Below are 22,527 nucleotides of genomic sequence, written 5' to 3' on the forward strand. Positions count from 1 at the left end.
GGGGACAGCGGTGCGCCACGCTGCGCTGGAGCAGGCCCGTAACCGGCTCGCGCTAGTCCTGGTGCTCTTCTTCGTTCCGCTGTGGCTGACGCTCGCCTACCAGGTCCTGCCCAGCGACCCGGTCCGGTTCTTCCTGCGCGCGGCCGATCAGCCCGTGGCCCTGGGTGCCAACACGGTCAGCCAGCTGTCCGGTGGGCTGCACTCCCTCGCGCTGATCGTCGGGTTCATGATGTTCCTCGCTGCCAGCCGCTCCGCGGAATTCGACCACCGCATGGTGCTCGCCGGCTACCCGCGCATCTGCCTGCTGCTGGCTCGCAGCACCGTACTGCTCCTCACCGCGGCACTGACCGCCTCGTATGCCACGGCATGGGTGTGCTTCTTCTACCGGCCTGAGCGCCTGGACGTCCTGGCGGCGGCGTTCATGGTGGGAGCCCTGACGTACGGGGGCGTCGGGATCCTCCTGGCGGCGCTGCTGCGCAGTGAGCTGGCGGGGATGTTCGCCGTCATCATGCTGAGCTTCATCGATCTGACGCTGCAGAACCCCGTCGCCAACCCTTCTGCGGACAGTCCGCTGCTGAAGTGGCTGCCCGCCTACGGGGCGATGCAGTCCGCCGTGTCCGCGGTCGACCTCACCCACACCCCCTGGCGGCACCTGTTGCTCGGCCTGTGCTGGTCGGCAGGACTGACCGCCGCCGGCCTGGCCGCTTTCACCGCCCGCACCAGCCGGCGCACCATCACACAGAGACTCCTGGGCGGGCGCGCCACCAGGCCCCGCGCCCGCCAGATCGCCCTGCGTCTACTGCACCCGGTCCGCACGTACGTCTACCGCCAAGCCGGTATCCACGACACCACGGTCATCACCGGCTACGAAATCTGCCGTCGCCTGATGCACCGGTCGGGTCCGGTGGAAGCAGCTCTCACCAAGCTCCTGCCCGGCCGGCTGCGACCGTTGTTCTGGGCCATGTACGGATACGGCCGGCACATCGACGACCTCTCCGACACCCAGCACCTCGACCGGCAGGAACGAGTCGAACGCGTCAGCCGGTTCAGCGGACTACTGGAGGTCGATCTGCGGGCAGGCCACAGCGAAGACCCCCTGCGCGCGGCCCTCGTGCACGCCGTATGGACTTGGGACCTGCCGAGCGACGGAGTAACGGCAGCCAACGCCGTATACCGCCAGGACGCCAAAGGCCAGAGCGCCATCACCTCCTGGGACGACTGGTACACCTACTGGCACACCATCACCTTCCCCTTCGGCGTGAAGCGCCTGATGGCCCTGCTCACCACCCCCGGCTTGGCCTTCACGCCCGACGACGCCCAGGCACTGCGCGTGTGGACCGACGCGCTCAACCTCATCGACGCGCTGCGCGACCTACGGGAAGACGCCGAGGAGGGCTTCGTCAGGCTGCCCGCCGTCGTGCTCGACGAGCACGACGTCAGCCCTGAGGACCTCGCCCACGGCCGGGCGGACGGCCGGTATGCCGACATGGTTCATGCCATGACCGCCCAGGCCCGCCAGTGGCTGGCTCAGGCCGCGACCGTCGGCACCCAGCACCCACCCATGGCCGCAGCCCTGCAAACCGTCATCGACCTGCACCTGCTCGAACTGGACCGCATCGACCGCCAACCCCACGCACTGCTGCAGAGCCGCTCCCGGGCTAACCCGGTCCGCTTCCACCTCACGCTGGCCCGCGGCCGACTCCGCACGGCCAGGTCCTGGAACCGCCACACCCAGATCGCTGCCACCCCTCGTGCCACCATCCACCTGCCGCACCCCGGAGAAGGCGACCACGACACAGCGCGCACGCCCCCTCCGCTCCCACCGGTGCCCCACCCCAGCGGTGTCCAGCCGCCCCAACTCCCCGCCCACCTGATCCCCCAACACGTGGCGATCATCATGGACGGCAACGGACGATGGGCCACCCACCAAGGCCAGCCGCGCACCGCTGGCCACAAAGCCGGCCAGCTCGCGGTGCGGGACGTCATCTACGGCGCCCTCGAAATCGGCCTGCCCCACCTCAGCCTGTACACCCTATCCTCGGAGAACTGGGCACGCCCCGCCGCTGAGATCCAGGCCATCCTGCGCCTGGTCAAAGACTGCCTCGTCATGGAAACCGAGGAAGTCTGGCGACGCGACGTCCAGCTGCGCTGGTCCGGCCTCCCCGAAGGACTGCCACCGGACCTGGTGCACGCTCTGCGCCAGACCGAGCACCTCACACGCCACCGCACCGGCCTGACCGTGAACATGTGCATCAACTACGGCGGCCACAGCGAAATCACCCAAGCCGCATGCGAACTCGCCCGTCAAGCGGCCGCGGGGACCATCCAGCCCGACGACATCACCCCCCGCCACCTCGCCGCCCACCTCCACCACCCCGACCTGCCGGACGTGGATCTGCTCATCCGCACCGGCGGCGAACAGCGCACCTCGAACTTCCTGCCCTGGCAGTCGACCTACGCCGAACTCGTCTTCCTCGACACCCTGTGGCCGGACACCGACCGCACCCACCTGTGGCAGGCCATCGACACCTACACCCGCCGCGACCGTCGCTTCGGCACCACCCCCTCCCCACCCACCACCCCCGACGAACAAGCCCGCACCAGGTGATCACGCGTGACCCGTACCGGCCACCCCGTCCTTCGAGGACCTCGACCCCGTCCCGTTCACGGTCGAGGTCCACGGTGACCCCGGAAGAACCTCGTAACCACTGAGGCGCTCTCGGCGAAGCGCGGCCGCCACGCCATCGTCAACGTCTGGGGCGGTCCCGGCGGCCCCGACGACGGCAGCGGCAGTAAAACCGGAGCGTTCCTCGTCTCCGTCTCCGACGTGCTCTTCACCTGACACCCGCGTTTTCGGCACCTGGCGGCAGCGTCTGCTACCGCCGGGCGCCAGCACGCCGGTCACCTCCGCGAGCGCGCCTCGGACGACGGCTTGAAGTAGCGGCGAAAGTTCTCACCCAGGACGGCGGTGGGTGACGAACACCGGCCCGCAAGTGCGGCCCTTGGTGGGCCCGTCGGCGACGAGCCACGCGGCGGAGCCGAGCGCGACGGCCTCCGGTCGTCACCGGGGAAGCTGGGAGGTCTTCTCCGGGTGCGCCACGCCCACGTAGTGCATGGCGGTCTTCTCCGTGATGCCGAACAGGCGCATGAGCTTCAGCGGATCACCCGTCTCGAACGCCTCGTTCAGGGTCCGGTCCTGTCGCAGGCCGTCCAGCGTGAACCCCTTGGGCAGGTGCCTGTGGAGCATGGTCATGCTGACCGGCGGGTAGTCGGGGTCGAGTGCGGTGCGCTGGCTGACGAGCAGGTGGGGGTTGGTCGATGTCGGCCAGCGGCGGTGGCGGTAGGTGAGCCACTCGTCAGCGAGGGCCCGGGTGAACCCCTCAAGGTAGAGGGCGTGGCGTAGCAGGCCACGGCGGGCTTCGAGGGTGCCGTGGGCAAGGTTGAGGTCGCAGGTCAGCAGCGTGGGGCTTCGTGGCCGGGCAGGGCGTGGACGGCGGTCAGGGCGACGACGAATCGGCCGAGCGGTGTCGTGGCGCGGTCGAGGAGGGTGGCCAGGAGGTCCGGGGGAACGGATCTCGGGATCGCCGACGGGCAAGTTGCGGGTGGGATCGCGGAAGACGACGCGTTCTTGACGTAGGGCCTTGAACAGGCTGCGCAGGCTGATGGCGAGCTGGCGGCGGGCGCTCCCGGTCAGGTCGTCGACGGCGGTGGTGGCGTGCTCGCTGGTGATCTGCCGCAGCGTCGTGATGCCGCTGTTGGTCCAGGCGGTGAGGAGGGGGTCGAGGGCGAAGAGGTAGCGGCGGATGCCGTCATATCCGCGGGCCTCGTGCTCGCGCCGGCCCTGGCCGCGCAGGACCTGCACCCCCATGCGCACTTCGTCGGCGACGGTCGGCGGTAGCTTTCCGATGGTGGCTTCGATCCACACCTGGTCCGCGTCCCGGTGCAGTTCGGGGTCTTTGGCCAGCAGGCCGCGGGCGGCGAGGAACTGGCAGACCCGTTTGGCCCCGAGGTTGGGGTCGAGCAGAGCGAGGTCATGGCGTCGCGCTCTCGGAAGACCGTCTCAGCGCCGAGCCAGTACACCAGGATCGTCAGGGTGCGGATGTCCTTGCGGTACGCGGGGTCCTGCCGACCGCGCCGCAGCTGGTCCAGTTCCTCAGTCAGCGCACAGGCCGCGGTGGTCAGCGGCAGGTCCCTGTAGCTTCGGCGGCGCAGTCGGGCCACGACCGGCGACCAGTCGCGCCGCATCTCGAAGAGTGTTTCCTGCCCACGGGCGGCGTGGAGGGCGGACACCTCCTCGTCCCCGTCTTCCGTCGGCGCGGGTTCGGCGACCGGGATCAGCTGGGCCTGGCCGGGAAGCCCATGCGGAAGGTCCATGACCAGCTGGGTGGTCTGCGGCGGATCTCCGGAGTACGCCAGACAGCTTGGTTACCCGTGGCCGCAGCGGCGGAGGACCTGAACGCGAGGAACACCGCACGCAGTTCCGGGTCAGGGCAAGCATCTGGGCCAAGGCGAACTCCGCGACCGCGGTCGCATTGGAACCCGGGGTGTGGGTGACGGTGACGCCGTGGTGGGCGGCAGCGGCCAGGTCGACGTGGTCGGTGCCTGCCCCGGCCCGGCCGATCACCCGGAGCTGCTTGGTCAGTGCTGGATCGGTCGCTGCTGCCAGGAACGCAGCGTGCAACGGGACGCCGGGCCCGGGACTTCACCGCGTGATCACCGATCCCATCGCGGATGGTCTCGGCTATCAGGGCGGACTCGTCGAAAGCATCGAAGTCGGTGCAGTCCACCCGGCCCGTCCACGCAGCCCGCGCGCTCGCAGCGTCGGCTATGCGCCGGAGGTTCAGCGTGACGGCCAGCCCGTGCCCAAGCAGGCACTCCAGCTCACGATCGAGCAGAGCAGAACTCGCATTCGGGCCACGAAAGTTCGGCGGTGAAACACCCAGGTGCTGCCCCTCCGACCCCGCGCCTACTGGCGAAGGTCCCAGGAGCGACTGCTGTGTGGTGAACCTTGAGGCAGTCCGAGCTCGGTCTTCGTTGTTCACGCCGTGGGGTGCGTCTTTGTGTAACTTGCAGCGACCGTGTCGGCGAAGCTCCGAGCGAGCGGGGAGAGGGCGTCCCAGCGGCGTACGGCCCAGCCGACCGACAGCGGCGGCAGCGCCGGAATGGGGATGAGATGCAGGGGGCTGGCGTCACCAGGTGTCGGGAGACCCGGTACGGCGGGGACGACGGCGTGGCCCAGGCCGAGTTCGGCAAGGAGCAGGGCTGTGTCCCAGTCGGCGACGCTTGTGTCCGACCCGGTCCGGATCCCCAGTTCGGCGAAGACGGTGTCCAAATGGGCGCCGGAGGTGGAGTTCGGCGGCAGTCGGATGAGGCGGATGCCCGTGAGGTCGGGGGCGTCGATGTGCGGCCGGGCCGCGAGCGGATCGTCGGACCGCATGGCGAGCACCCAGGGCAGGTCGGCGACGGGGCGCTGCTCGATGCCGCGCACCGGGGCGCCGACGGTGATCCAGGCAAGGTCGAGGTTGCTGGCCAGGAGGGCGTCCCTGCTCTCCCTGCCACGACTGACCGGGCTGTCACCCTGCTGCGTGAGTTCGGTGCCGAAAGCATCGCCCACCCCGGCGGCACTCTCCTTACCCACCTCCAGCGTGTACAGGCGCGGCTTGCGACGTGGAATGCCCGTCCGGCCCTCCAACTCGCCGGTCTGTGTCACGCGTTCTACGGCACGGACGGCTTCTCCACAGCGCTGCTGCCACTGGACCGTCGCAATGACCTTGCGGCGGTGATTGGCGCGGAGGCCGAGGCCATCGTGTACTTGTACGCCTCATGCGACCGGAAGGCCACGTACCCGGCTCTCAACCAGGCCGATGCTGCCTTCCACGACAGGTTCACCGGCCGCTCCCGCGTTCCAGGGCCACAGTTGCGCCGGGACTTCACCGAACTGTCGGCGGCCAACGAACTCGATCTCGCCATCGTCGATTCCGCCTTCCGCGACAAGTGGGGCCCTCAGCTGCTCGCCCTGTTCACCAGACTCCAGGACTTGCTGAGTGCTGACGCCTGGCTTGAGTGCCGCACGGCGCTTGCTACTCCTGCCTCCCAGCCGACGAACCAACATGGCAGTTCTGGCTTGTCAGCGTGGAAGGCCGACCAGTGCTGAGATGGTGGACAACCGGCCGCTGTGGTGGCCTTACGGATACGGCCCCGTCCGGTTCTTCCTGAGCTGACCGCCGGGGGTGTACTCGAACAGGGTGCGGCTGTAGTCGCTTCCCGTGGGGGTGGGGCAGGCGCCATCGGTACCGCCGTCGCAGGTCACGCGCAGACCGTGCGGCGCGGCCAGGGCCACGCTCTGCGCGTCAGCGCCGTGCACCGCCGCCCCTTCGACGGCGCCCAAAACGTTCCCGCACAACGCCAGGCCCGCCCCGGTTCCAAGTGCAGGGTCGCAGGGGAAGGGATGGCACGTGACGTGGTTGCCGCCGGAGCCGATGCTGGCCGCGCTGACCCTGTCTCCGCAGCTCAGGACGGGCTGGGCGGCTGAGCCCAAATTATGGACAGGGTTTGCGGCTGTCCGTTGTCCGCACTGCCGGACTGTATGTTCTTGCCGAGTTGCGCGGCGCGGATCGCGGCGACGTACCCGCTTGAGCCAGCACCAGGGACGATGACGTCGTAGTGCGCGCTCATGAGTGCCCCCTTTCCAGGGTGTTCGATGGTTGGCTCGTGGAGCGAGTGGTCATGCCGCGCGGTGGTGGGGTGCCAGAGTGGCGTGGATCTGGTCGCGGATGTCGGCGAGGACGGCTTCATCGCTGCGGTGCAGGTACACGGTGGCGGTGGCGGTGGCGGTGATGTGGATGATCGCGGTGATCACCCGCGCCAGCGTCGCCGCGTCGGCGGCATCGATGTCCTCGTTGCGGGTGAGCAGGCCGGTGATGCCGTCCTCGAGGCCGCCGGCAAGGGCTAGACCCGCTTGCCGGTAGGGCTCGGCCGGGTCACCGAAGACGAGTTCGTGCAGGTATGTGCGGCCGTTCTCGGTGTGCTCCCTCAGGCACGCCACCACGGGACGGAGGAGAGCGACGACCGGCTCCAGTACGCCCTGCCCGACGGCGGCGTTCGCGGCGGCGAGGCCGACGTCGATGGCGGCGGCGAACTTCTCGTTCTGCACCATGATCAGCAACTCGGCCTTCGTGGACGCGTACAGGTAAAGAGTGCCGATCGCGACGTCGGCCCGGTGGGCGATCTGCTGTGTCGTGACCCCGCTGACGCCGTGTTCGGCGAACAGTTGGCGGGCTGCGGTCATGATGCGCTCGCGCTTGGCCTGTTTGGCCCGCTCGCGGCGCCCGATCGGCATGTGGCCGCGTCCCATGGGACCTCCCTTGACAATAATTCTGAGTAGACTCATAGTTGAGTGTACTCAGGTTGACGCAGAGAAGTAAGGCCCCCTATGGCATGCCAAATTGGCTGATGTGGCCTCACACCTGGACAAATAGGATGAAGACAAGGAGTAGTGCCCCATGCGAGCGTTCGTCGTCACCAAGTACAAGGAGCCGCTGCAGGAGGCGGACGTCCCCGAACCCACCGTCGGGGAGCACGACGTGCTCGTCCGGGTGGAGGCCGCCGGACTGAACCCGCTGGACGAGAAGATCCGCGCCGGTGAGTTCAAGCAGATCCTGCCCTACCAGCTGCCGCTGATCCTGGGCAACGACGTCGCGGGCACTGTCATCAGCGTCGGGACGGCGGTTCGCGGCTTCAAGCCCGGAGACGAGGTCTACGCCCGGCCCGACCAGGACCGCATCGGCACATTCGCCGAGCGCATCGCCGTAACGGAGGGCGACCTGGCGCTCAAGCCCGCTTCGATCAGCATGGAAGAGGCCGGCTCACTGCCGCTGGCGGCGCTCACGGCATGGCAGGCGCTGGTGGAGCGCGGGAAGGTGCGGCCCGGGCAGAAGGTTCTCATCCACGCCGGCGCCGGCGGGGTCGGTTCGATCGCGATCCAGCTCGCCGCACACCTCGGCGCGCACGTCGCCACGACCGCCAGCGCTTCCAACGCGGACTTCGTGCGCGCGCTCGGCGCGGACACGGTGATCGATTACCGCAGCCAGGACTTCGAGCAGCTCCTGACCGGCTACGACCTGGTGCTGGACAGCCTCGGTGGGGAGAATCTCGAGAAGTCCCTGCGGGTGCTCAAGCCCGGCGGCAAAGCCATCGGGATCGCCGGTCCCCCGGACCCCGCGTTCGCCCGCGAGGCCGGCCTGAACCCGCTGCTGCGCCTCGCGGTCGCAGCCCTGAGCCGCAAGATCCGCAAGCAGGCGAAGAAGCTCGGCGTGACGTACGAGTTCCTGCTCATGCGCGCCAGCGGCGATCAGCTCCGCCAGATCACCACCCTCATCGACCAGGGCGCGGTGCGCCCGGTCGTGGGAAAGGTGTTCCCCTTCGACCAGACCCCGCACGCGCTGCAGTCCCTGTCCCAGGGCGGCATCCGCGGCAAGGCCGTCATCGCCAACAGCTGACCCGCCGCAACCGCGACGGGCGGCACGAAACACACAGCGACACAGAACACGCAAGGAGACTCCGTCATGAGCAGTACCGGCACCCCGAACGAAGCCGTCATCACCTCCTACGCGAAGGCCCCGGCCCGCACCGTCAGCGCCGGTGGCGTCACCTACGCCTACCGCGAACTGGGCCCGAAGGGCGGCATCCCCGTCGTCTTCTTCGTCCACCTCGCCGCGACCCTGGACAACTGGGACCCCCGCATCGTCGATCCCATCGCGAAGGGCCGTCACGTCATCGCTTTCGACAACCGCGGTGTCGGAGCGTCCACCGGTCAGGCGCCGGACAGTGTCGAGGCGATGGCCGACGACGCCTACACCTTCATCAAGGCGCTCGGGTACGACAAGATCGACGTCTTCTCCTTCTCCCTCGGCGGCATGGTCGCTCAGGCCCTGGTGGTGAAGCACCCCGAGCTCGTCCGCAAGCTGGTCCTCACTGGCACCGGGCCCAAAGGCGGCAAGGACATGGACAAGGTCGCCAGAGTCACCTACTGGGACATCCTGCGTGCCACGTTGACCCGTTCGGACCCCAAGGAGTTCCTGTTCTTCAACCGCAATGCCACCGGCAAGCCCGCCGCACGCGCGTTCGTCAACCGGCTCAAGGAGCGCACCGTCGACCGCGACGTGGACATCAAGACCAAGGCGTTCCAGACGCAGCTGAAGGCCATCAAGAAGTGGGGGCGCTCCGCCCCTGACGACCTGTCGTCGATCACGCAGCCCACCCTGATCGCCAACGGCGACAACGACCGCATGGTGCCGTCGGTCCTGTCGGAGGACCTGCACCGGCGCATCAAGGGCAGCGAGCTGATCATCTACCCCGACTCCGGGCACGGCGGCATCTTCCAGTACCACCAGGAGTTCGCCCCCGTCGCGGTCGAGTTCCTGGCCCGATGACCACCATCTGACCAGGAAAAAGGGCAACATCATGAGCACGTCACCGGTCGCCGCGCCCCCGGAAGTGAGGAAGCTTCTCACCTCCTCGATCCTGCTGTGGGTGCGCACCGACCAGCCCCGCCAGACCGGCATGGACCACTGGAAGGGCCCGCACTCAGGGATCATCTCCGCCACCCCGGGTCTGGAGGAGTACCGGCAGATCCACCTCGCCGAGCACAACACGGGCCTGTGGCCGGACATCGACGGGGTCCAGACCGCGATCCCCGCCGACCGGAAGATCGACGGCGTCGCGGAAGTCACCTTCCAATCGGTGCTTGCACCCCTGAAAGGGCGCGAGCAGACGAAGCTGGCCTACGCCGACGAGATCAACGTGTTCCGCCGCACCCTGCTCTACGCCGGCCCGCCGAACTCCTCTCGGTGGTACGACGTCGCAGGCCGCGGAGAGGCGGTCGGTGCCCGCGCGCTGATCTACCTTCGCCGCAGGGACGGGGTCGGCGCCGGCGCCTTCCGGAAGTTCGTCAACGAGCAGCTCGCCCCCGCGCTCGCCGGCACCGGAGTGCTGAAGGAACTGCGCACGCAGACGTTCCTGCCCTGGACGAAGAAGCTCTGGGACACCCCGGACGTCGCCCACGACAACCCCCACGACCAGCACTTCCACGCCTCGGTCAGCCTCGGGTTCACCGACACCGCGGCACGGGACGCCTTCTTCACCGGCAACGCGATCGAGGACCTGTCCAACCGGCTGGCACCGCAAGTCTCCGCGATCCACGCCTACGACGTCGCAGCCGCCCTCACCTACGTCAAGAACGGCGAGATCCTCCCGTACTACCAGGAGTGAGCAGCGCAGACGGGAAGCGGGACCGCCGGATCTGCTCGGCACATCCATCCGCCCCGGCTTCCTTGCCCTCCTCACACCCCCATCGCCGTCTGATACCCACCACGCATCCGGAGCCAGCCATGAGCGAGCAGCAGAGCACCATCCACTACGAGCGCACCTCACCGCAGATCGCGAAGATCACCTTCGCCAACCCGCCCGTCAACCTCATCGTCGGCGACACGGTCCTGCGCCTCATCGAGATCGTCACCGAACTGGCCACGGACCCGGACATCCAGGTCGTGGTGTTCGACAGCGCCACCCCCGACTTCTTCTACAACCACTTCGACCTGGCCGCCGCCGCCGACTTCCCCGCCTCCGAGGACCCGGACGCGGTTCCGGCATGGACGAATCTGGTCCTGGAACTCTCCAAAGCGCCGTACATCACGATCGCGGCCATCCGTGGACGCACCCGCGGCGGCGGGAACGAGCTCGCCCTCGCCCTCGATCTGCGCTACGCCAGTCGTGAGAAGGCGATCTTCGGACAGCCCGAGGTCGGCAGCGGACTGCTGCCCGGCGGTGGTGGCAGCGAACGCCTGCCCCGGGCCATCGGACGCGACCGCGCCCTGGAAGCCATCCTCACCAGCGACGACTACGACGCCGACACCGCCGAACGCTGGGGCTGGATCACCCGCGCCCTCCCCGACAGCGAACTCGACGCCTTCGTCGGCACCGTCGTCGCCCGACTCGCCTCCTTCGACCGCACCTCACTCGCCTCGGCCAAAGCCCAGATCAACCGGGCATCCCTGCCCCCGGACGGGGACCTGGTCGCCGCGTACGGCGAGTTCGCCCACTCCCTCACCCTCCCTGGTTTCCTCACCCGGGCCGCAGGCACGCAGGCCGTCGTCGAACAGGCCGGCATCGACTTCGAGTACCGTCTCGGGCACTACATCGGCATCGCCAACCAGCAACGCTGACACCCATCAGAAACGAGGACGGACGCAGCCGATGTCGCGTCCGTCCTCGTTTGCCGCGGGACCCACCTGATTTCCGACGTCTTCGGCACCGTGGTCGGATCGGGCTGCTGCCGAATCGACCGCCGATGTCATCCACCGCTCGATGGCCGCGACGGTGCACCGCTTCTGGACACCGGCCGGCCAACTGTGAAACGCCATGGATGACCGGGGCCCGACGTGAAGAGATCACGTCGGGACCGAAGAACAAGCTCAGGCGTCCGTGCTGTGCAGGTCCGGGTAAAGCGCCTCGACCGGGCCGCTCAGAGCCGCCTTGACCCCCTTGGTCAACTCGTCGGCCAGGACCTCGTATTGCTGCGTCGGCAGCATCTTGGGTCCGTCGGTGTGCGCGGCCATACGGGTGTCGACGTAGCCCATGTGCACACCCGTCACGTGGACGCCCATGGGTGCGAACTCGATGCGCAGCGAGTTGGTGGCCGACCACAGTGCGGCCTTGGACGCGCTGTAGGCGCCGCCGAAGGCATACCAGCTGGCAACGGAGTGCACGTCGATGAGGACTGACCCCTTCTTGGCGGCGAGGATCGGTGCGAAGGCGCGGGCGAGGAAGACCGGCCCGAAGAAGTTCGTCTCCATGTTCGCCCGGATGTCTGCCTCGGTGACGTCCAGCAGGCTCGCGCTCGGCGGGGTGGCGCCCGCGTTGTTGACGAGCACGGTGACATCCGCCGCGGCGGCCACGGCCGCGTCGATCGACGTGCGGTCGGTCACGTCAAGGGTCAGGGGGACGATGCGGTCGTCGTCCCAGGCGCGGGGGGAGCGGGCGGTGGCGTAGACCTTGACGGCGCCGCGCGCCAGGGCGTCGTGGACGAAGTGGGTGCCGATACCGCCATTGGCGCCGGTGACGAGGACGACTGCTCCATCGAGGGAGGGCATTGGTTCCTTCTTTCCCAGGATGTGAAGTACGTGGCTGCGCACGGATGGAGCAACGACTCGCCGCCCCGCGATGGGAGAATGAGCGGAGCCACATTCGAACCCACACGATATTGAGTACAATCATAACTGATTACAGTCAGAATCTATTCCAGGAGGACACCGCCATGCCTCTCGGACGGCGCGAGCGGAAAAAGCAGGAGAAGTTCGACCGCATCGTCGCTGCCGCCAGTGAACTGTTCGCCGAACACGGCGTCGATGAGGTCACGACCCAGCAGATCGCTGACAAGGCCGACATCGGCACCGGGACCCTGTTCCTTTATGCCAAGACCAAGGGCGAACTCCTCCTCCTTGTCCAGAACGCCAAGTACGTCGAAGCACTTGAGCAGGGCCGGGCGGACGCCGAGACCGTCCCAGGCGTGCTGGACGCGGTGCTGGCGATCGTCCGGCCGATCGTCGAGTGCAACCGCATCCAGATCGACAACGGACGCACCTACCTGCGAGAGATGGTCTTCGGCGACCCCGAGGAGCCCCGGCACGGCGCGGCACTGGCCATCGTCGCGCAGACCGAGGAGGCCGTCGCCGCCGTGCTGCGCCGAGACGATCGGGTCGCAGAGGGCGACGCCGCGACGCTGGCACACATCGTGTCCGCCGTGATGTTCCTCAGCATGGCGGCGAGCGTGAACATCGCCTTGAGCGTCAAGGAGATCGTGCAGGACATCCGCAGGCAGGTCGACGTCCTGCTGCCTCACTGAAGCGTGGTCCGGCCTCAGGAAAGTCGCAGGTCGCGGCTCTGGTGTGAGCGACGAGTGGGGTAATCGCGACGGTCGGCGGCCGATGACCACGGCGTAGATCATCGGGCCGGTCAGGTTCTGGGGGGATATCAGGTTCGGCTGCGCCTGCCTCCGACCCCCGCCTACGATCCGTCAGCAGGTCGGCCCGCCCTGAGAACGCGGGAGGGTGCGGGGATGCAGGAGCGGCAGTGGATCACCGCCCCGCCCGCCGGAGCGGACTGGACGCCCTCGTCGAGCAGTTGACCAAGCCGCTTCAGGAGGTCGAGGTCGAGCGGGACGAACTGGCGATCCCCGAGCGGGTGTTGAACCGCCTGGCCGAGCAGGCCCAGGCCGACGCCGAGGCGGCCGATTCTTTCGCTCCGGTACCGGTGAAGGTGGCCGGGCGGGCGGTCCTGCTCATCCCGCACCACAGCGACGCGGCCGACGAGGGCGCGCTGCCCGGCGACTACCGCAAGATCCTGGCGATCGTGCGGGAGGCCGACGGGCCGGTGCAAATCAGGGCGGTCGGTGAGCAGCTGGGCCTGGATGCCTCGGTGCGCGGCAAGCTGGAGCCTTTGCGGGCGAAGATGACCAAGCTCGCCGACCGCAGCTGGCTGCACAAGCGGCCCGACGGGCGGTTCACCGCACGCTCGTAACTGCGCGGGCAGGCCGTAACGGGCGGCCGGCGCGGCGGCAGTTGAGTTTGGTGTGAAGAAAAACAACGGCCTCACCGAGGGCTCTGACGGCCTTGTCTGCACCGCCCGCCTGCCGCTGTCGAGCGCGGCCTTGAACCATCTCGCCGGCCTGATACGCGACCGCATGAAGAAGATCGTCCCGCGGTGGCGGGCGCCGCCCGCCGAGAAGATCGCCGGCATCGTGCTGGCGGTGCTGCGCTGTGACCAGCGGCCCGGCGATCTGGCCCGCCGGAACGGGGGTGCACCGCACCCCCGTGAGCCGGTGAGTGCGCGAGGTCGTGGGCCTGCTGGCCGCCCGCGCCCCGCGCCTGGACCGCGCATTGAAGAAGATCGACCGAAGGGGCGGCGGGATGGTCCTGGCGGTGTTCGTACTGAGGCGACTGGGAGTCGGCCTCGTGCTACTCATGGTGCTGGGCTTGCGCGGGTCGGCTGCGGTCAGGTTTCTGGACTCCTTGCCGCCGGCTGGTCGCTGTTGCCCTGTGCCAGTGACGCGAGAATCTCCTTGCGGCAGACATCGAGGATTTCGTCCGCCAGCGGAGAACCGTCCGGGCATGCCCGCGACAACATGACCGCGCCGACCGAATGGGCGAGCATGTCGATCACCATCGTGCGGGTCGCGCGCTGGTCCGCATCCCCCGGCGTATCGCTTTGGGACTGAAGGGCCGTCAGCAGGTTCTCGATCCCGGCTGCGAACTCCGTTTTGATGTCCGCCGGCTGACGTGCGGCGTCGCCGCCGAGTGCCGCGATGGTGCAGCCGTCGCCGCGCCCGTTGCGATGCTCCCGCGAGACGTAGCGCTCGACGAACTCGGCGGGGTCCAGACCTTCTGTCCGTGCCGCGGTCTGCGAGAGCCCGCTCGCGGACGCTTCGGCCATCAGGTCGGCCTTGGAGCGGAAGTGCTTGTAGAACCCGCCATGGGTGAACCCGGCGGCTGTCATCAGTTCTGCCACGCCGACACCGTCATAGCCGCGCTCCCGGAACAGCCTGGAGGCTGTCGCGACGATGTGGGCACGGTTCTGCGCTGCCTGTGCCTTGGTGACCCGCATGTCCAGCCGTCCCTTCGTCGGTCGACGCTCGACGGTCCAGCATACATAGATGTCGATCGACATCAAAGAGCTTGACTTTTTAGATGACGATCGTCATCATATTGCTCACCCCCTCCAGAAAGGCTCAGGCCATGAGTGACACGCATGTGACCGCACCGACTCAGTACATCGAGGTTGACGGCGACCGGTTCGCCTACCGGCGCTGGGGCAAGCCCTCGGGAGTCCCGATCTTCCTTATCCAGCACTTCCGCGGGGGGATGGACAACTGGGACCCGCTGCTCACCGACGGCCTGGCCGAAGGCCGTGAGGTCATCCTGTTCAACGGCCGCGGCGTCGCCTCGTCATCCGGCACACCGCGCAACCGGATGGAGGACATGGCCGACGACATCGCCGCAGTCATCCGGGCGCTGGGGCTGGAGCAGGTCGACCTGCTCGGCTTCTCGCTCGGCGGTTACCAGGCTCAGGAGGTCACGCTGCGCCACCCCCAGCTGGTGCGCAAGCTCCTCCTGCTCGGCACCGGCCTCCGAGGCGGGGACCCGACAAGTGACCCCCAGGTGCCTCAGTACGCCCTGAACCCGGTCCCCAGTCTGGAGGACTTCCTCTTCCTGTTCTTCGGCCGCTCGGAAGCCGCGAAGCAAGCGGGCAAGGCCTTCTGGGAGCGCCGCCACCAGCGGGCCGACCAGGACCCGCCGAGCTCGCCCGCGGTCGCACAGGCGCAGTTCGAAGCGACCGTCGCCTACGCGGAACCGCTGCCGGGCGAGAATCCCTATGCCTTCCTGAACGCGATCACCCAGCCGACGCTGGTCCTCAACGGCGAGAACGACGTAATGATCGCCTCGATCAACTCCTGGCACCTCGCCCAGAACATCCCCAACGCGCAACTGCTGATCTACCCCGACGCCGGGCACGGAGCGCAGTTCCAGTATCCCGAGCGGTTCCTGAAGCACGCCCTTCAGTTCCTCGACGAGTAGGCAGCTGCGCGCGAACGGCACGTCCCCGGCCGACGGTCGCTCCGGACAGCCCCGGCCTTCCATCGGTGCTCGAGGCCGCCGTGATTGGCGTACCCGACGAGAAATGGGCGCCCGTTCCCACAGCCAGGCCCGCTCCTCGACGGACCAGGCGACCGGTTCTGGGGCAGCTCGTTCGGCGGCGGCCATGCCATCACCGTCGCCTCACGCCACCCCGAACTGGAGACCTTCTACAACTAGCCGAACCACCATCCCTGTCGATGAAGTTGCCAGTCGCGTTCACCCGATCGGCCCGGCACACGGAACCACGCCACGTAGCCGACTTCCTCGCCAGCCGTGGCGGGCGGACGTCACGCCCTCGATGACGCAGCGCAGACTCCCGACGCGGCCCGGCCCTGAGACGCCGCTGGCTCGGCACCCACGAGCCCCATGGCGCCCATGATGAGGGCGCGGTGAAGACGGCGCTGGGCGATGCCCGCCTGCCCGATCCGCTCAGACTTTAGTTACTGCGCCGCACGACCCGTCGCAATTCCTGCTCTACCTCGTGGCGGTTGAGGCGCTTCGTGCGTGCGAACCCAGTGGCCGCGCCCTGGGCGGCGGCGGCTGCCTCGAACCACCTCCGCCGTTGCTGGCGGCGCTCGTCGTTTTCGGTTAGCTCTCGCAGCCGAGCGTGTTCGACGTCGGCGGCTCGCTGCAAACTGATCAGCGTGGTCGGCAGCCCCGAGGCTGGTCCTGCCGCAACGGTGTCCGGGCTGCTGGCCGGCTCGGAGGTGCCAGTTTCGACGTCGGTTGCTGCCAGAGCCGATGCTCGCCGCCCCTGTGTCCGACCCGGCTCTGCTGCCCGGGTGGGCGGGAGAGCCCAAGTTATGGATGGGGTTTCAAGCTGTCCGGTGTCCTGGGTACCGGACATGGGTCCTCGTCTCGATGCCGTCCTTTGCGGGGCGACCTCACATGCGCACATCACGTGTCATGAAGCTGCAGGTGCTCCGGTGGAGACGTAGAAGCGGGTAGGCATCTTCGTGTCCCCCGCGGTCCTTGTGAAGTGGCCTGCTCCAGAGTCAGATGAGCGACACGCAATAGGCCGGCCAGGCCGGTCTTCGTGAGCGTCGTGTCGGTCAGGCTGGCCCCCATAAGCGTTGCCCCGGCCAGGTTGGCCCTTGTGAGCGTTGCCCCGGCCAAGTTGGCCCTCCCAAGTTCTGCCCCATACAGATCGGCACCGTAAGTTCAGCCTGGTAGAAGTTCACACCTGTAAGCCTCGTCCTAGACAGATTTGCACCCGTCAGCGTCGCCCCAGACATGTCGGCCCCCGTCAGCGTTGCCTTAAAGCGGTTGCCCGTGTAAACGTCGCCTCGCGCAGGTTGACGTCAATAAGTGTTGCCTTGGCCAGGGACGGCATACGTGAGCGTCGCCTCGTACAGGTTCGCTCCCGTGAGCGTTGCCTCATGCAGGTCGGCCCCTGTGAGATCAGCTTGGATCAGTAGAGCGCCGGCGAGGTGGAGGCCGTGAAGGTCGAGCTTTTCACTCGGGTCGACGTGGGTGCCTGATTCGGTGCGGGTGAGGGCGGTAAGGGCCGCCTGCACATCGGCTGCGGGCTCGTCAGGTAGATCGTAGCGGTGTGTGGTGAGGGCTTGGCGGCGCTGAGATGAAGCGCTCGTCGAACGGTCACGGCGCGTCACCTGTTCGACAGACGCAGCCCGGCCGACGGCACGAGCGCATCACCAGACCCTTGTGAGAATGCCCTGGTCATGGCTGCTGCTGGGTGCGGCCGGCTGAGGCTTGCCCTGTGTCCGCGCCGGAGCTGACGTGCCGCTGGGTTTCCTGAGGGCCGTGCCAGTCCAGGCACATCACGGTGGCATCGTCTTCGAGCCGGCCATCGGCGGCGTCCCGGACGGCGGATGTCAGCGCCATGGAGGTCTCCCGAGGGTGCAGGTGGCGGGTGTGCTCCAGCAGGGCGGCCAGATCGACCTTCTCGCCGTGACGTTCGAGCATGCCGTCGGTGATGATGAGCAGGCGGTCACCGGGACGCAGGTCGAGGTCCTGCACACGGTAGGGGTGGGGTGTGAACTCGGACAGTCCGAAGGGATGGTCCACCTCGCAGGTGATCACCACCGCAGTCCCCTCGCGCATGCGCAGTGGCCAGGGATGGCCGGCATTGACGAGCTGGGCCCGGCCGGTGCGGAGATGGATGCGCAGCAGCTGCCCGGTGGCGTGGCCTCGACCGTAGTCGATCAGTGCACGGTCGGCCCGGTGGGCCTGCTCGGCCAGGTCCGCCCCTGCACGGCGGGCGCCGCGCAGGGCGCTCACCAGGATCGTGGCGGCCAGGGCGGCATCGATGTCGTGGCCCATGGGGTCGGTCACCGACACATGCAGGGTGTCGCGGTCCAAGGCGTAGTCGAAGGTGTCACCGCTGAGGCCTTCGGAGGGCTCCAGGCTCCCGCAGAGCGTGAACTGCGCCGCCTCGCACGACAGTGACGGGGGCAGCATCTGATACTGGATCTCTGCCGCCAGGGTGGGGGGTACGGACCGTTTGCCCCAGGTGTAGAGGTCGGTGAAGCGCCCGTTGGCGATCACGATGTAGGCCAGGAGGTGGGCGGCTTCCCCCACCTCGTCAAGGACGTCGTCGCCGGGGTCGGCCGGCAGGAGCAGTTCCAGCAGCCCGATCGCATCCCCCCGGTTGGTGACCGGCATGATCACCCGATGTCCGCGGCCGGTCGCCTCGTGATGCAGCCGCTGGGTACGAACCACTTCCTCGTAGACGCTGCCGAACAGGGGGATCCGCTCCGCCTCCCGGCCACCGTCCGCGGGGACGGTGGACAGCCGCGCCACCGCCTTCCCCGTCAGATCCACAATGAGGAAAGACACCTCCGTGGCCCTGAAACGCCGCCGCAGGTCCTCCGCGACCACGTCAACGGCGTCCACCGGCGCCGCCGTCTCCGCCGCCGTCAACACCCGAGGAAGAACGCTCTGTCCACGACGCACGACGGCGCCCCCTTCCACCCCCCTCCTACCAGGATCAGAGCTGCCACGGAGCACGTCAATCCGATAAGGAGTGGTCACCCACCGAGGCCGATCTCGCACGGGTACTCGAGGGCGTCCGGGTTCGTCGCTACCGACTCGCGGCGAGACCGGAAATCCGCGAAAAGCTCAGGGCTGGTTGACGTGTGCGCCTGAGGGTTCGGTCTCCAGTGCCTCGCGGTTGAAGATGAGCAGGCCCAGGAAGAACAGCCCGCCCGCACGGATCAGCCCGACCACGATCAGGACCGAGGACAGCGTGGAGCTGGACATCCCGGAGACCTTGCCGATGGTCGCCGTCGACCCGAGTCTGCTGGAGCGGTCGGTGGCCAACCTGGTCGAGAACGCGGTCAAGTACAGCCCCGCCGGCGAGTGCGTCCTGGTGGCGGCCGGCGCCATGGCCGACCGGGTGGAGGTCCGGGTGGTGGACCGCGGCCCGGGGGTCCCCGACGAGGCCAAGGACCGTATCTTCGAGCCGTTCCAGCGCTACGGCGACGCCCCGCGCGGCGCCGGCGTCGGTCTGGGGCTCGCGGTCGCCCGCGGCTTCGCCGAAGCCATGGGCGGCACCCTCAATGCCGAGGACACCCCCGGCGGCGGCCTCCCCATGGTCCACACCCTCCAGGCCGCGTCCGACCACCAACCGTTCGCCTCCGGCCTTCCTGCGACCGTCACCTCCTGGCGACGTCAACATCCTGTGCCTGGCGCGCTGCCCGTGCTCTGCCGGGCTGGGGTGTCTGGTGGGAGGGTGGGGGTCAGGAGCCGACGTGGATGCCGGGGCGGCAGGCGCGGTCGGGTTCGTGTTTGCGGATGATCTCGCGGGTGACGGGGGCGGTGTCTCCGCGGCCGAGGAGGAAGTAGCGGAACATGTGCACCAGGGGGCTGCCCTCGGCCCAGGCGAAGTAGCAGTGGGGCTGGACGCCGGTGGCGTTGCGCAGGGCGAGGAGGATCGCGGCGATGGCGTTCGGCGCTGCTGGGGCGTCGGCGCGCAGGATGCGGTATCCGTCGACTTCGACGCCGTGGACGGTGAGGGCTTCGCTGAAGTCGGAGGGGTCGACCACGTTGATCTCCAGGAACAGGACGTCGGCTCGCCCGGGGACGGGGTTGTTGTGGCGCTGTTCGTCTTCTTTGTCTGCGTACTCGGCGGCGTCGCCGGCCTGGCGGCGGTTGGCGATGATGTTGATGGCCTGGTCGTGGGCGAGGGTGTCGGTGATGAACTGGCGGGCGGCCGTGTCGAAGACGATGCGGTCGGCGCGCAGTTCGGTGGTGCGTGAGACGCGGGAGATGAGGGAGACGGCGATGATGCCGGCGATGAACACGCCGGAGATCGCGATGCCGTCGGGCTTGTCGACGATGTTGGCCACCAGGGCGTAGAACAGGATCGCGGTGAGCGCCGCGAAGCCGATGCCTGCTGCGCGACGGCGGTGGCGGATAACGGAGACGGTGACGGCGAAGGCTCCGGAGACCATCATGGCGAGGATGCCGGTGGCGTAGGCGCCGGCCTGGGCGTCGACGTCGGCGTCGAAGGCGATCGTGATGGCGATGGACACGGCGGTGTAGACGATGACGACGGGGCGGACCGCCCGTCCCCATTCGGGGGCCATGCCGTAGTCGGGCAGGTAGCGGGGCACGATGTTGACCAGTCCCGCCATCGCCGAGGCGCCGGCGAACCAGAGGATGAGGATGGTGCTGATGTCGTAGGCGGTGCCGAAGGCCTCGCCGACGTGTTCGTGGGCGAGCCAGGCCAGCGCGCGGCCGTTGGCGGCCCCGCCCGGCTCGAACTCCTCTTCGGGGATGAGGACGGTGGTCACGAAGCTGGCGGCCAGCAGGTACAGGCTCATGATGAGGGCGGCGGTGGTCAGCAGCCGGCGCGTGTTGCGGATCCGGGACTGCAGGCGCTATTCGGGGTCGGTGCCGTTGGTGGCGACCAGGGGCATCATGCTCACGCCGGTCTCGAAGCCCGACAAGCCCAGCACGAGCAGCGGAAACGCCAGCAGAGCCGGTCCTGCCAGGTCCCCGAATCCGCCTCCGGTGTCGCTGAGCGCATCCGTCCATGCCGACAGTGCCCCCGTGGTGGTGAACACATCGGTCAGGCCGACGGCGATGATGACGGCGTTGAACACAAGGAAGACCGCGACCAGCGGGATGGCCACCATGACGGCCTCGCTGAACCCCAGGAGGAACACTCCGCCGAGAAGGAGCAGCAGCGTCACCGTGAGAGCCACCTCATGGCCGTGCAGGGCCTGCGGGAAGAAGGGGTTCTCCACCACGTGCACGGAGGCGTCGGCCGTGGACAGGGTGATCGTGATGATCCAGGAAGTGGCGACGAAACCGAGCAGGACCAGCACGAACAGCTTGCCCCACCAGAACGGCAACAGATCCTCCAGCATCGCCACCGACCCGGCACCGTGCGGGCTCTCCTTCGCCACGCGTCGGTACATCGGCAGCATCCCCAGCAAGGTCAAAGCCACGATCAGCAGCGTGGCCAGGGGAGAGACCGCTCCGGCCGCGAGGGCGGCGATCGCCGGCACATAGGCCAGGCTGGAGAAGTAGTCGACCCCGGTCAGGCACATCACTTTCCACCACGAGTGCGGCTCCGTATGCCCCTCCCCCGCCGCCGGCCCCACCGGCTGCACCCGATGACGCAAGAGCCATCGCGCAAAGCCACTCGTGGACTGGGTCCGCAGCGCGGGACTGTCCACCACCTCCGGCACAACCAGCCCATTGCCGTCCTGCATGTCCCCCATCGCTTTCTTCACACCCCATCAGAGCCAACGCCATGCCAGCGCGGCACACGGACACCATCGAACGATCACCGAGTATCCGACCTATCCGTAAACGCCGCCCACCCCGCCCCCGACCAGCAGGACACACCGCCCCAGCAGTCACCGCACATCACTCTTCTTCCGCCCCGCGTTGTCAGCTCAGTGCCACGCTCCGCCTCCGCCTTGGCAAAGGAAAGGCTCACTGACGGCAATGACGTGCCTGGCAGCGCAGCTGTGGAGGCGGTCATGGACGGTGCCTGCCCGGCGGAACGGTCAAGCGGCGTAGCAGAGCACCGCGGGCCCGGCCGGGGCCGCGGTGCGGGCCATGGCCGTGTGCACGGAACGGGCGGCGCGAACGGTCGGAACGGCTTGCGAGCGGTTCCGCGTGAAGACGACGAGGCGCAGCACCGCGAACCGCGCGACACCGGCGAGCGCGGAAGCGGACAGGTAGACGACCTGCTCGAGCACTGCACCGGGTGCCGCCACCAACTGTTGCAGGACAAGCATCGCCACACAGGTCACCGCATACGCGGCCGCTGCGGACCCGGCCGACTGCGCATGCTGGCGCCAGCTCGCGCGCCCGCCCCCGCCGAAGGTGAACCGGGCGTGTAGTTCGGTGGCGAGGAGCGTAGAGACGACGGTGACCAGGGCGTTGGCCACAACCCAGTGAATCCAGGAGGCGAGGGCCGCCACGGCGAAGCTTGAGATGATCCCCACCCCGCCCCCGCAGAGCACGAAGCGGGCGAACGCGGTGAAGGCGGCGGGCGCCGCCTGCTCCTGACTGTGTGCTGACTCCATGATCCGGCCCCTTCGATGACTCACTCAGCGAAAACTGCGCACCACTCGGCCTGCGAAACCGACTTGGCGCCACAAGTGACACCACTATGGCACACGACGGCGCCATCGTGAGACCAATTGGCGCAGCATGATGGAGGGACCAGTGAATGGGCAGGTCAGTCCCCTAGCGCACCTTCGAGCGCGCCAGGAGGGATGCACGCCACGACACATAGAGAGACGAGTGTGGCCACCATCTCGCGACGCCGCATGGCATCACACGCACCCGGATGGCGCCGGAAGATGTCGCTGCTGCTATCCGCACGCTCCTCGAAAGGCGCACGAGCATGCGT

General features: G+C 68.2%; 22 protein-coding genes and 3 pseudogenes. 11 read left to right on the forward strand and 14 right to left on the reverse strand.

What is annotated here, in order from left to right:
* The first annotated feature begins 10 nt into the window (after nucleotides 1-10).
* Entirely contained in the window at nucleotides 11-2,608 is a 2,598-nt protein-coding gene (gene uppS / locus ACZ39I_RS36835; RefSeq protein WP_467249403.1) for a polyprenyl diphosphate synthase, read from the forward strand.
* Nucleotides 2,609-3,061: 453 nt separating this feature from the next.
* On the opposite strand, the gene ACZ39I_RS36840 is transcribed toward uppS, so the two are convergent.
* Nucleotides 3,062-3,868: a hypothetical protein gene (locus tag ACZ39I_RS36840; protein ID WP_467249404.1), complete on the reverse strand. Its 807-nt coding sequence runs from the start codon at nucleotides 3,866-3,868 to the stop codon at nucleotides 3,062-3,064.
* Nucleotides 3,869-4,153: 285 nt separating this feature from the next.
* Nucleotides 4,154-4,624 carry a hypothetical protein gene (locus ACZ39I_RS36845; protein ID WP_467249616.1) on the reverse strand — a complete coding sequence of 157 codons (471 nt, stop codon included), beginning with the start codon at nucleotides 4,622-4,624 and terminating at the stop codon, nucleotides 4,154-4,156.
* A gap of 85 nt (nucleotides 4,625-4,709) precedes the next feature.
* Between ACZ39I_RS36845 and ACZ39I_RS36850 the strand changes: the two genes are divergently transcribed.
* Nucleotides 4,710-4,934: a hypothetical protein gene (locus ACZ39I_RS36850; RefSeq protein WP_467249406.1), complete on the forward strand. Its 225-nt coding sequence runs from the start codon at nucleotides 4,710-4,712 to the stop codon at nucleotides 4,932-4,934.
* 104 nt (nucleotides 4,935-5,038) lie between these two features.
* Here the strand turns inward: ACZ39I_RS36850 and ACZ39I_RS36855 are convergent.
* A pseudogene (locus tag ACZ39I_RS36855) lies at nucleotides 5,039-5,554 on the reverse strand (LysR family transcriptional regulator substrate-binding protein); the annotation flags it as partial.
* Between the two features lie 24 nt (nucleotides 5,555-5,578).
* Between ACZ39I_RS36855 and ACZ39I_RS36860 the strand changes: the two are divergent.
* On the forward strand, nucleotides 5,579-6,154 hold the full coding sequence (locus ACZ39I_RS36860; RefSeq protein ID WP_467249618.1) for a DUF6817 domain-containing protein: 576 nt from the start codon (nucleotides 5,579-5,581) through the stop codon (nucleotides 6,152-6,154).
* A gap of 30 nt (nucleotides 6,155-6,184) precedes the next feature.
* On the opposite strand, the gene ACZ39I_RS36865 is transcribed toward ACZ39I_RS36860, so the two are convergent.
* Both ACZ39I_RS36865 and ACZ39I_RS36870 read right to left on the reverse strand, forming a co-directional pair.
* Complete coding sequence (locus ACZ39I_RS36865; protein WP_467249408.1) at nucleotides 6,185-6,364, reverse strand: hypothetical protein; 180 nt, start codon at nucleotides 6,362-6,364, stop codon at nucleotides 6,185-6,187.
* A 360-nt stretch (nucleotides 6,365-6,724) separates the two neighbouring features.
* On the reverse strand, nucleotides 6,725-7,354 hold the full coding sequence (locus ACZ39I_RS36870; protein ID WP_467249410.1) for a TetR/AcrR family transcriptional regulator: 630 nt from the start codon (nucleotides 7,352-7,354) through the stop codon (nucleotides 6,725-6,727).
* 148 nt (nucleotides 7,355-7,502) lie between these two features.
* Here ACZ39I_RS36870 and ACZ39I_RS36875 point away from each other — a divergent pair, with 148 nt between their 5' ends.
* The 4 genes from ACZ39I_RS36875 to ACZ39I_RS36890 all read left to right on the forward strand — a co-directional run bounded on the left by ACZ39I_RS36875 (nucleotide 7,503) and on the right by ACZ39I_RS36890 (nucleotide 11,222).
* The gene (locus ACZ39I_RS36875) at nucleotides 7,503-8,498 is read left to right on the forward strand and encodes an NADP-dependent oxidoreductase (protein ID WP_467249412.1); all 996 of its coding nucleotides are present in this window, start codon (nucleotides 7,503-7,505) and stop codon (nucleotides 8,496-8,498) included.
* Nucleotides 8,499-8,564: 66 nt separating this feature from the next.
* Nucleotides 8,565-9,431, forward strand: coding sequence for an alpha/beta fold hydrolase (locus ACZ39I_RS36880; protein ID WP_467249414.1), 867 nt, complete (start codon nucleotides 8,565-8,567; stop codon nucleotides 9,429-9,431).
* Nucleotides 9,432-9,462: 31 nt separating this feature from the next.
* Complete coding sequence (locus ACZ39I_RS36885; RefSeq protein ID WP_467249416.1) at nucleotides 9,463-10,269, forward strand: strictosidine synthase; 807 nt, start codon at nucleotides 9,463-9,465, stop codon at nucleotides 10,267-10,269.
* 119 nt (nucleotides 10,270-10,388) lie between these two features.
* Entirely contained in the window at nucleotides 10,389-11,222 is an 834-nt protein-coding gene (locus ACZ39I_RS36890) for an enoyl-CoA hydratase/isomerase family protein (protein ID WP_467249418.1), read from the forward strand.
* Nucleotides 11,223-11,471: 249 nt separating this feature from the next.
* On the opposite strand, the gene ACZ39I_RS36895 is transcribed toward ACZ39I_RS36890, so the two are convergent.
* Complete coding sequence (locus ACZ39I_RS36895; protein ID WP_467249420.1) at nucleotides 11,472-12,149, reverse strand: SDR family oxidoreductase; 678 nt, start codon at nucleotides 12,147-12,149, stop codon at nucleotides 11,472-11,474.
* A gap of 164 nt (nucleotides 12,150-12,313) precedes the next feature.
* Between ACZ39I_RS36895 and ACZ39I_RS36900 the strand changes: the two genes are divergently transcribed.
* Nucleotides 12,314-12,901 (forward strand): TetR/AcrR family transcriptional regulator, encoded by a 588-nt coding sequence (locus ACZ39I_RS36900; protein WP_467249422.1) that lies wholly within the window; start codon nucleotides 12,314-12,316, stop codon nucleotides 12,899-12,901.
* 227 nt (nucleotides 12,902-13,128) lie between these two features.
* Nucleotides 13,129-13,575 (forward strand): hypothetical protein, encoded by a 447-nt coding sequence (locus tag ACZ39I_RS36905; protein ID WP_467249424.1) that lies wholly within the window; start codon nucleotides 13,129-13,131, stop codon nucleotides 13,573-13,575.
* Between the two features lie 474 nt (nucleotides 13,576-14,049).
* Here the strand turns inward: ACZ39I_RS36905 and ACZ39I_RS36910 are convergent, their stop codons facing one another.
* Nucleotides 14,050-14,721 (reverse strand): TetR/AcrR family transcriptional regulator, encoded by a 672-nt coding sequence (locus tag ACZ39I_RS36910; RefSeq protein WP_467249426.1) that lies wholly within the window; start codon nucleotides 14,719-14,721, stop codon nucleotides 14,050-14,052.
* Nucleotides 14,722-14,789: 68 nt separating this feature from the next.
* Between ACZ39I_RS36910 and ACZ39I_RS36915 the strand changes: the two genes are divergently transcribed.
* Nucleotides 14,790-15,629, forward strand: coding sequence for an alpha/beta fold hydrolase (locus tag ACZ39I_RS36915; RefSeq protein WP_467249428.1), 840 nt, complete (start codon nucleotides 14,790-14,792; stop codon nucleotides 15,627-15,629).
* A 957-nt stretch (nucleotides 15,630-16,586) separates the two neighbouring features.
* On the opposite strand, the gene ACZ39I_RS36920 is transcribed toward ACZ39I_RS36915, so the two are convergent.
* The 5 genes from ACZ39I_RS36920 to ACZ39I_RS36940 all read right to left on the reverse strand — a co-directional run bounded on the left by ACZ39I_RS36920 (nucleotide 16,587) and on the right by ACZ39I_RS36940 (nucleotide 18,911).
* A complete protein-coding gene (locus tag ACZ39I_RS36920; protein ID WP_467249620.1) occupies nucleotides 16,587-16,835 on the reverse strand; it encodes a pentapeptide repeat-containing protein in 249 nt (82 codons plus the stop codon).
* Nucleotides 16,742-16,939, reverse strand: a complete 198-nt coding sequence (locus tag ACZ39I_RS36925) for a pentapeptide repeat-containing protein (RefSeq protein ID WP_467249621.1) — start codon at nucleotides 16,937-16,939, stop codon at nucleotides 16,742-16,744. The genes ACZ39I_RS36920 and ACZ39I_RS36925 overlap by 94 nt, the downstream gene beginning before the upstream one ends.
* A gap of 51 nt (nucleotides 16,940-16,990) precedes the next feature.
* Nucleotides 16,991-17,302, reverse strand: coding sequence for a pentapeptide repeat-containing protein (locus ACZ39I_RS36930; protein ID WP_467249430.1), 312 nt, complete (start codon nucleotides 17,300-17,302; stop codon nucleotides 16,991-16,993).
* Between the two features lie 67 nt (nucleotides 17,303-17,369).
* Nucleotides 17,370-18,605, reverse strand: coding sequence for a PP2C family protein-serine/threonine phosphatase (locus tag ACZ39I_RS36935; RefSeq protein WP_467249432.1), 1,236 nt, complete (start codon nucleotides 18,603-18,605; stop codon nucleotides 17,370-17,372).
* A gap of 165 nt (nucleotides 18,606-18,770) precedes the next feature.
* Nucleotides 18,771-18,911, reverse strand: a complete 141-nt coding sequence (locus tag ACZ39I_RS36940) for a hypothetical protein (protein WP_467249643.1) — start codon at nucleotides 18,909-18,911, stop codon at nucleotides 18,771-18,773.
* Here ACZ39I_RS36940 and ACZ39I_RS36945 point away from each other — a divergent pair.
* A pseudogene (locus tag ACZ39I_RS36945) lies at nucleotides 18,889-19,449 on the forward strand (sensor histidine kinase); the annotation flags it as partial. The gene ACZ39I_RS36940 and the pseudogene ACZ39I_RS36945 overlap by 23 nt on opposite strands.
* Here ACZ39I_RS36945 and ACZ39I_RS36950 read toward each other — a convergent pair.
* A pseudogene (locus tag ACZ39I_RS36950) lies at nucleotides 19,391-21,373 on the reverse strand (APC family permease). The pseudogenes ACZ39I_RS36945 and ACZ39I_RS36950 sit on opposite strands and share 59 nt — an antisense overlap.
* A gap of 300 nt (nucleotides 21,374-21,673) precedes the next feature.
* A complete protein-coding gene (locus ACZ39I_RS36955; RefSeq protein ID WP_467249434.1) occupies nucleotides 21,674-22,198 on the reverse strand; it encodes a GtrA domain-containing protein in 525 nt (174 codons plus the stop codon).
* Nucleotides 22,199-22,527 lie beyond the last annotated feature (329 nt).

The sequence above is a fragment of the Streptomyces sp. NPDC024687 genome, from assembly GCF_055559055.1.

Bases quoted from the DNA above. Each gene is read 5' to 3' on its own strand.
- ACZ39I_RS36870 (WP_467249410.1), bottom strand. From the start codon at position 7,354: ATGGGACGCGGCCACATGCCGATCGGGCGCCGCGAGCGGGCCAAACAG.
- ACZ39I_RS36880 (WP_467249414.1), top strand. From the start codon at position 8,565: ATGAGCAGTACCGGCACCCCGAACGAAGCCGTCATCACCTCCTACGCG.
- ACZ39I_RS36910 (WP_467249426.1), bottom strand. From the start codon at position 14,721: ATGTCGATCGACATCTATGTATGCTGGACCGTCGAGCGTCGACCGACG.
- ACZ39I_RS36875 (WP_467249412.1), top strand. From the start codon at position 7,503: ATGCGAGCGTTCGTCGTCACCAAGTACAAGGAGCCGCTGCAGGAGGCG.
- ACZ39I_RS36915 (WP_467249428.1), top strand. From the start codon at position 14,790: ATGAGTGACACGCATGTGACCGCACCGACTCAGTACATCGAGGTTGAC.
- ACZ39I_RS36955 (WP_467249434.1), bottom strand. From the start codon at position 22,198: ATGGAGTCAGCACACAGTCAGGAGCAGGCGGCGCCCGCCGCCTTCACC.
- ACZ39I_RS36890 (WP_467249418.1), top strand. From the start codon at position 10,389: ATGAGCGAGCAGCAGAGCACCATCCACTACGAGCGCACCTCACCGCAG.
- ACZ39I_RS36940 (WP_467249643.1), bottom strand. From the start codon at position 18,911: ATGTCCAGCTCCACGCTGTCCTCGGTCCTGATCGTGGTCGGGCTGATC.
- ACZ39I_RS36895 (WP_467249420.1), bottom strand. From the start codon at position 12,149: ATGCCCTCCCTCGATGGAGCAGTCGTCCTCGTCACCGGCGCCAATGGC.
- ACZ39I_RS36885 (WP_467249416.1), top strand. From the start codon at position 9,463: ATGAGCACGTCACCGGTCGCCGCGCCCCCGGAAGTGAGGAAGCTTCTC.
- ACZ39I_RS36840 (WP_467249404.1), bottom strand. From the start codon at position 3,868: ATGGGGGTGCAGGTCCTGCGCGGCCAGGGCCGGCGCGAGCACGAGGCC.
- ACZ39I_RS36900 (WP_467249422.1), top strand. From the start codon at position 12,314: ATGCCTCTCGGACGGCGCGAGCGGAAAAAGCAGGAGAAGTTCGACCGC.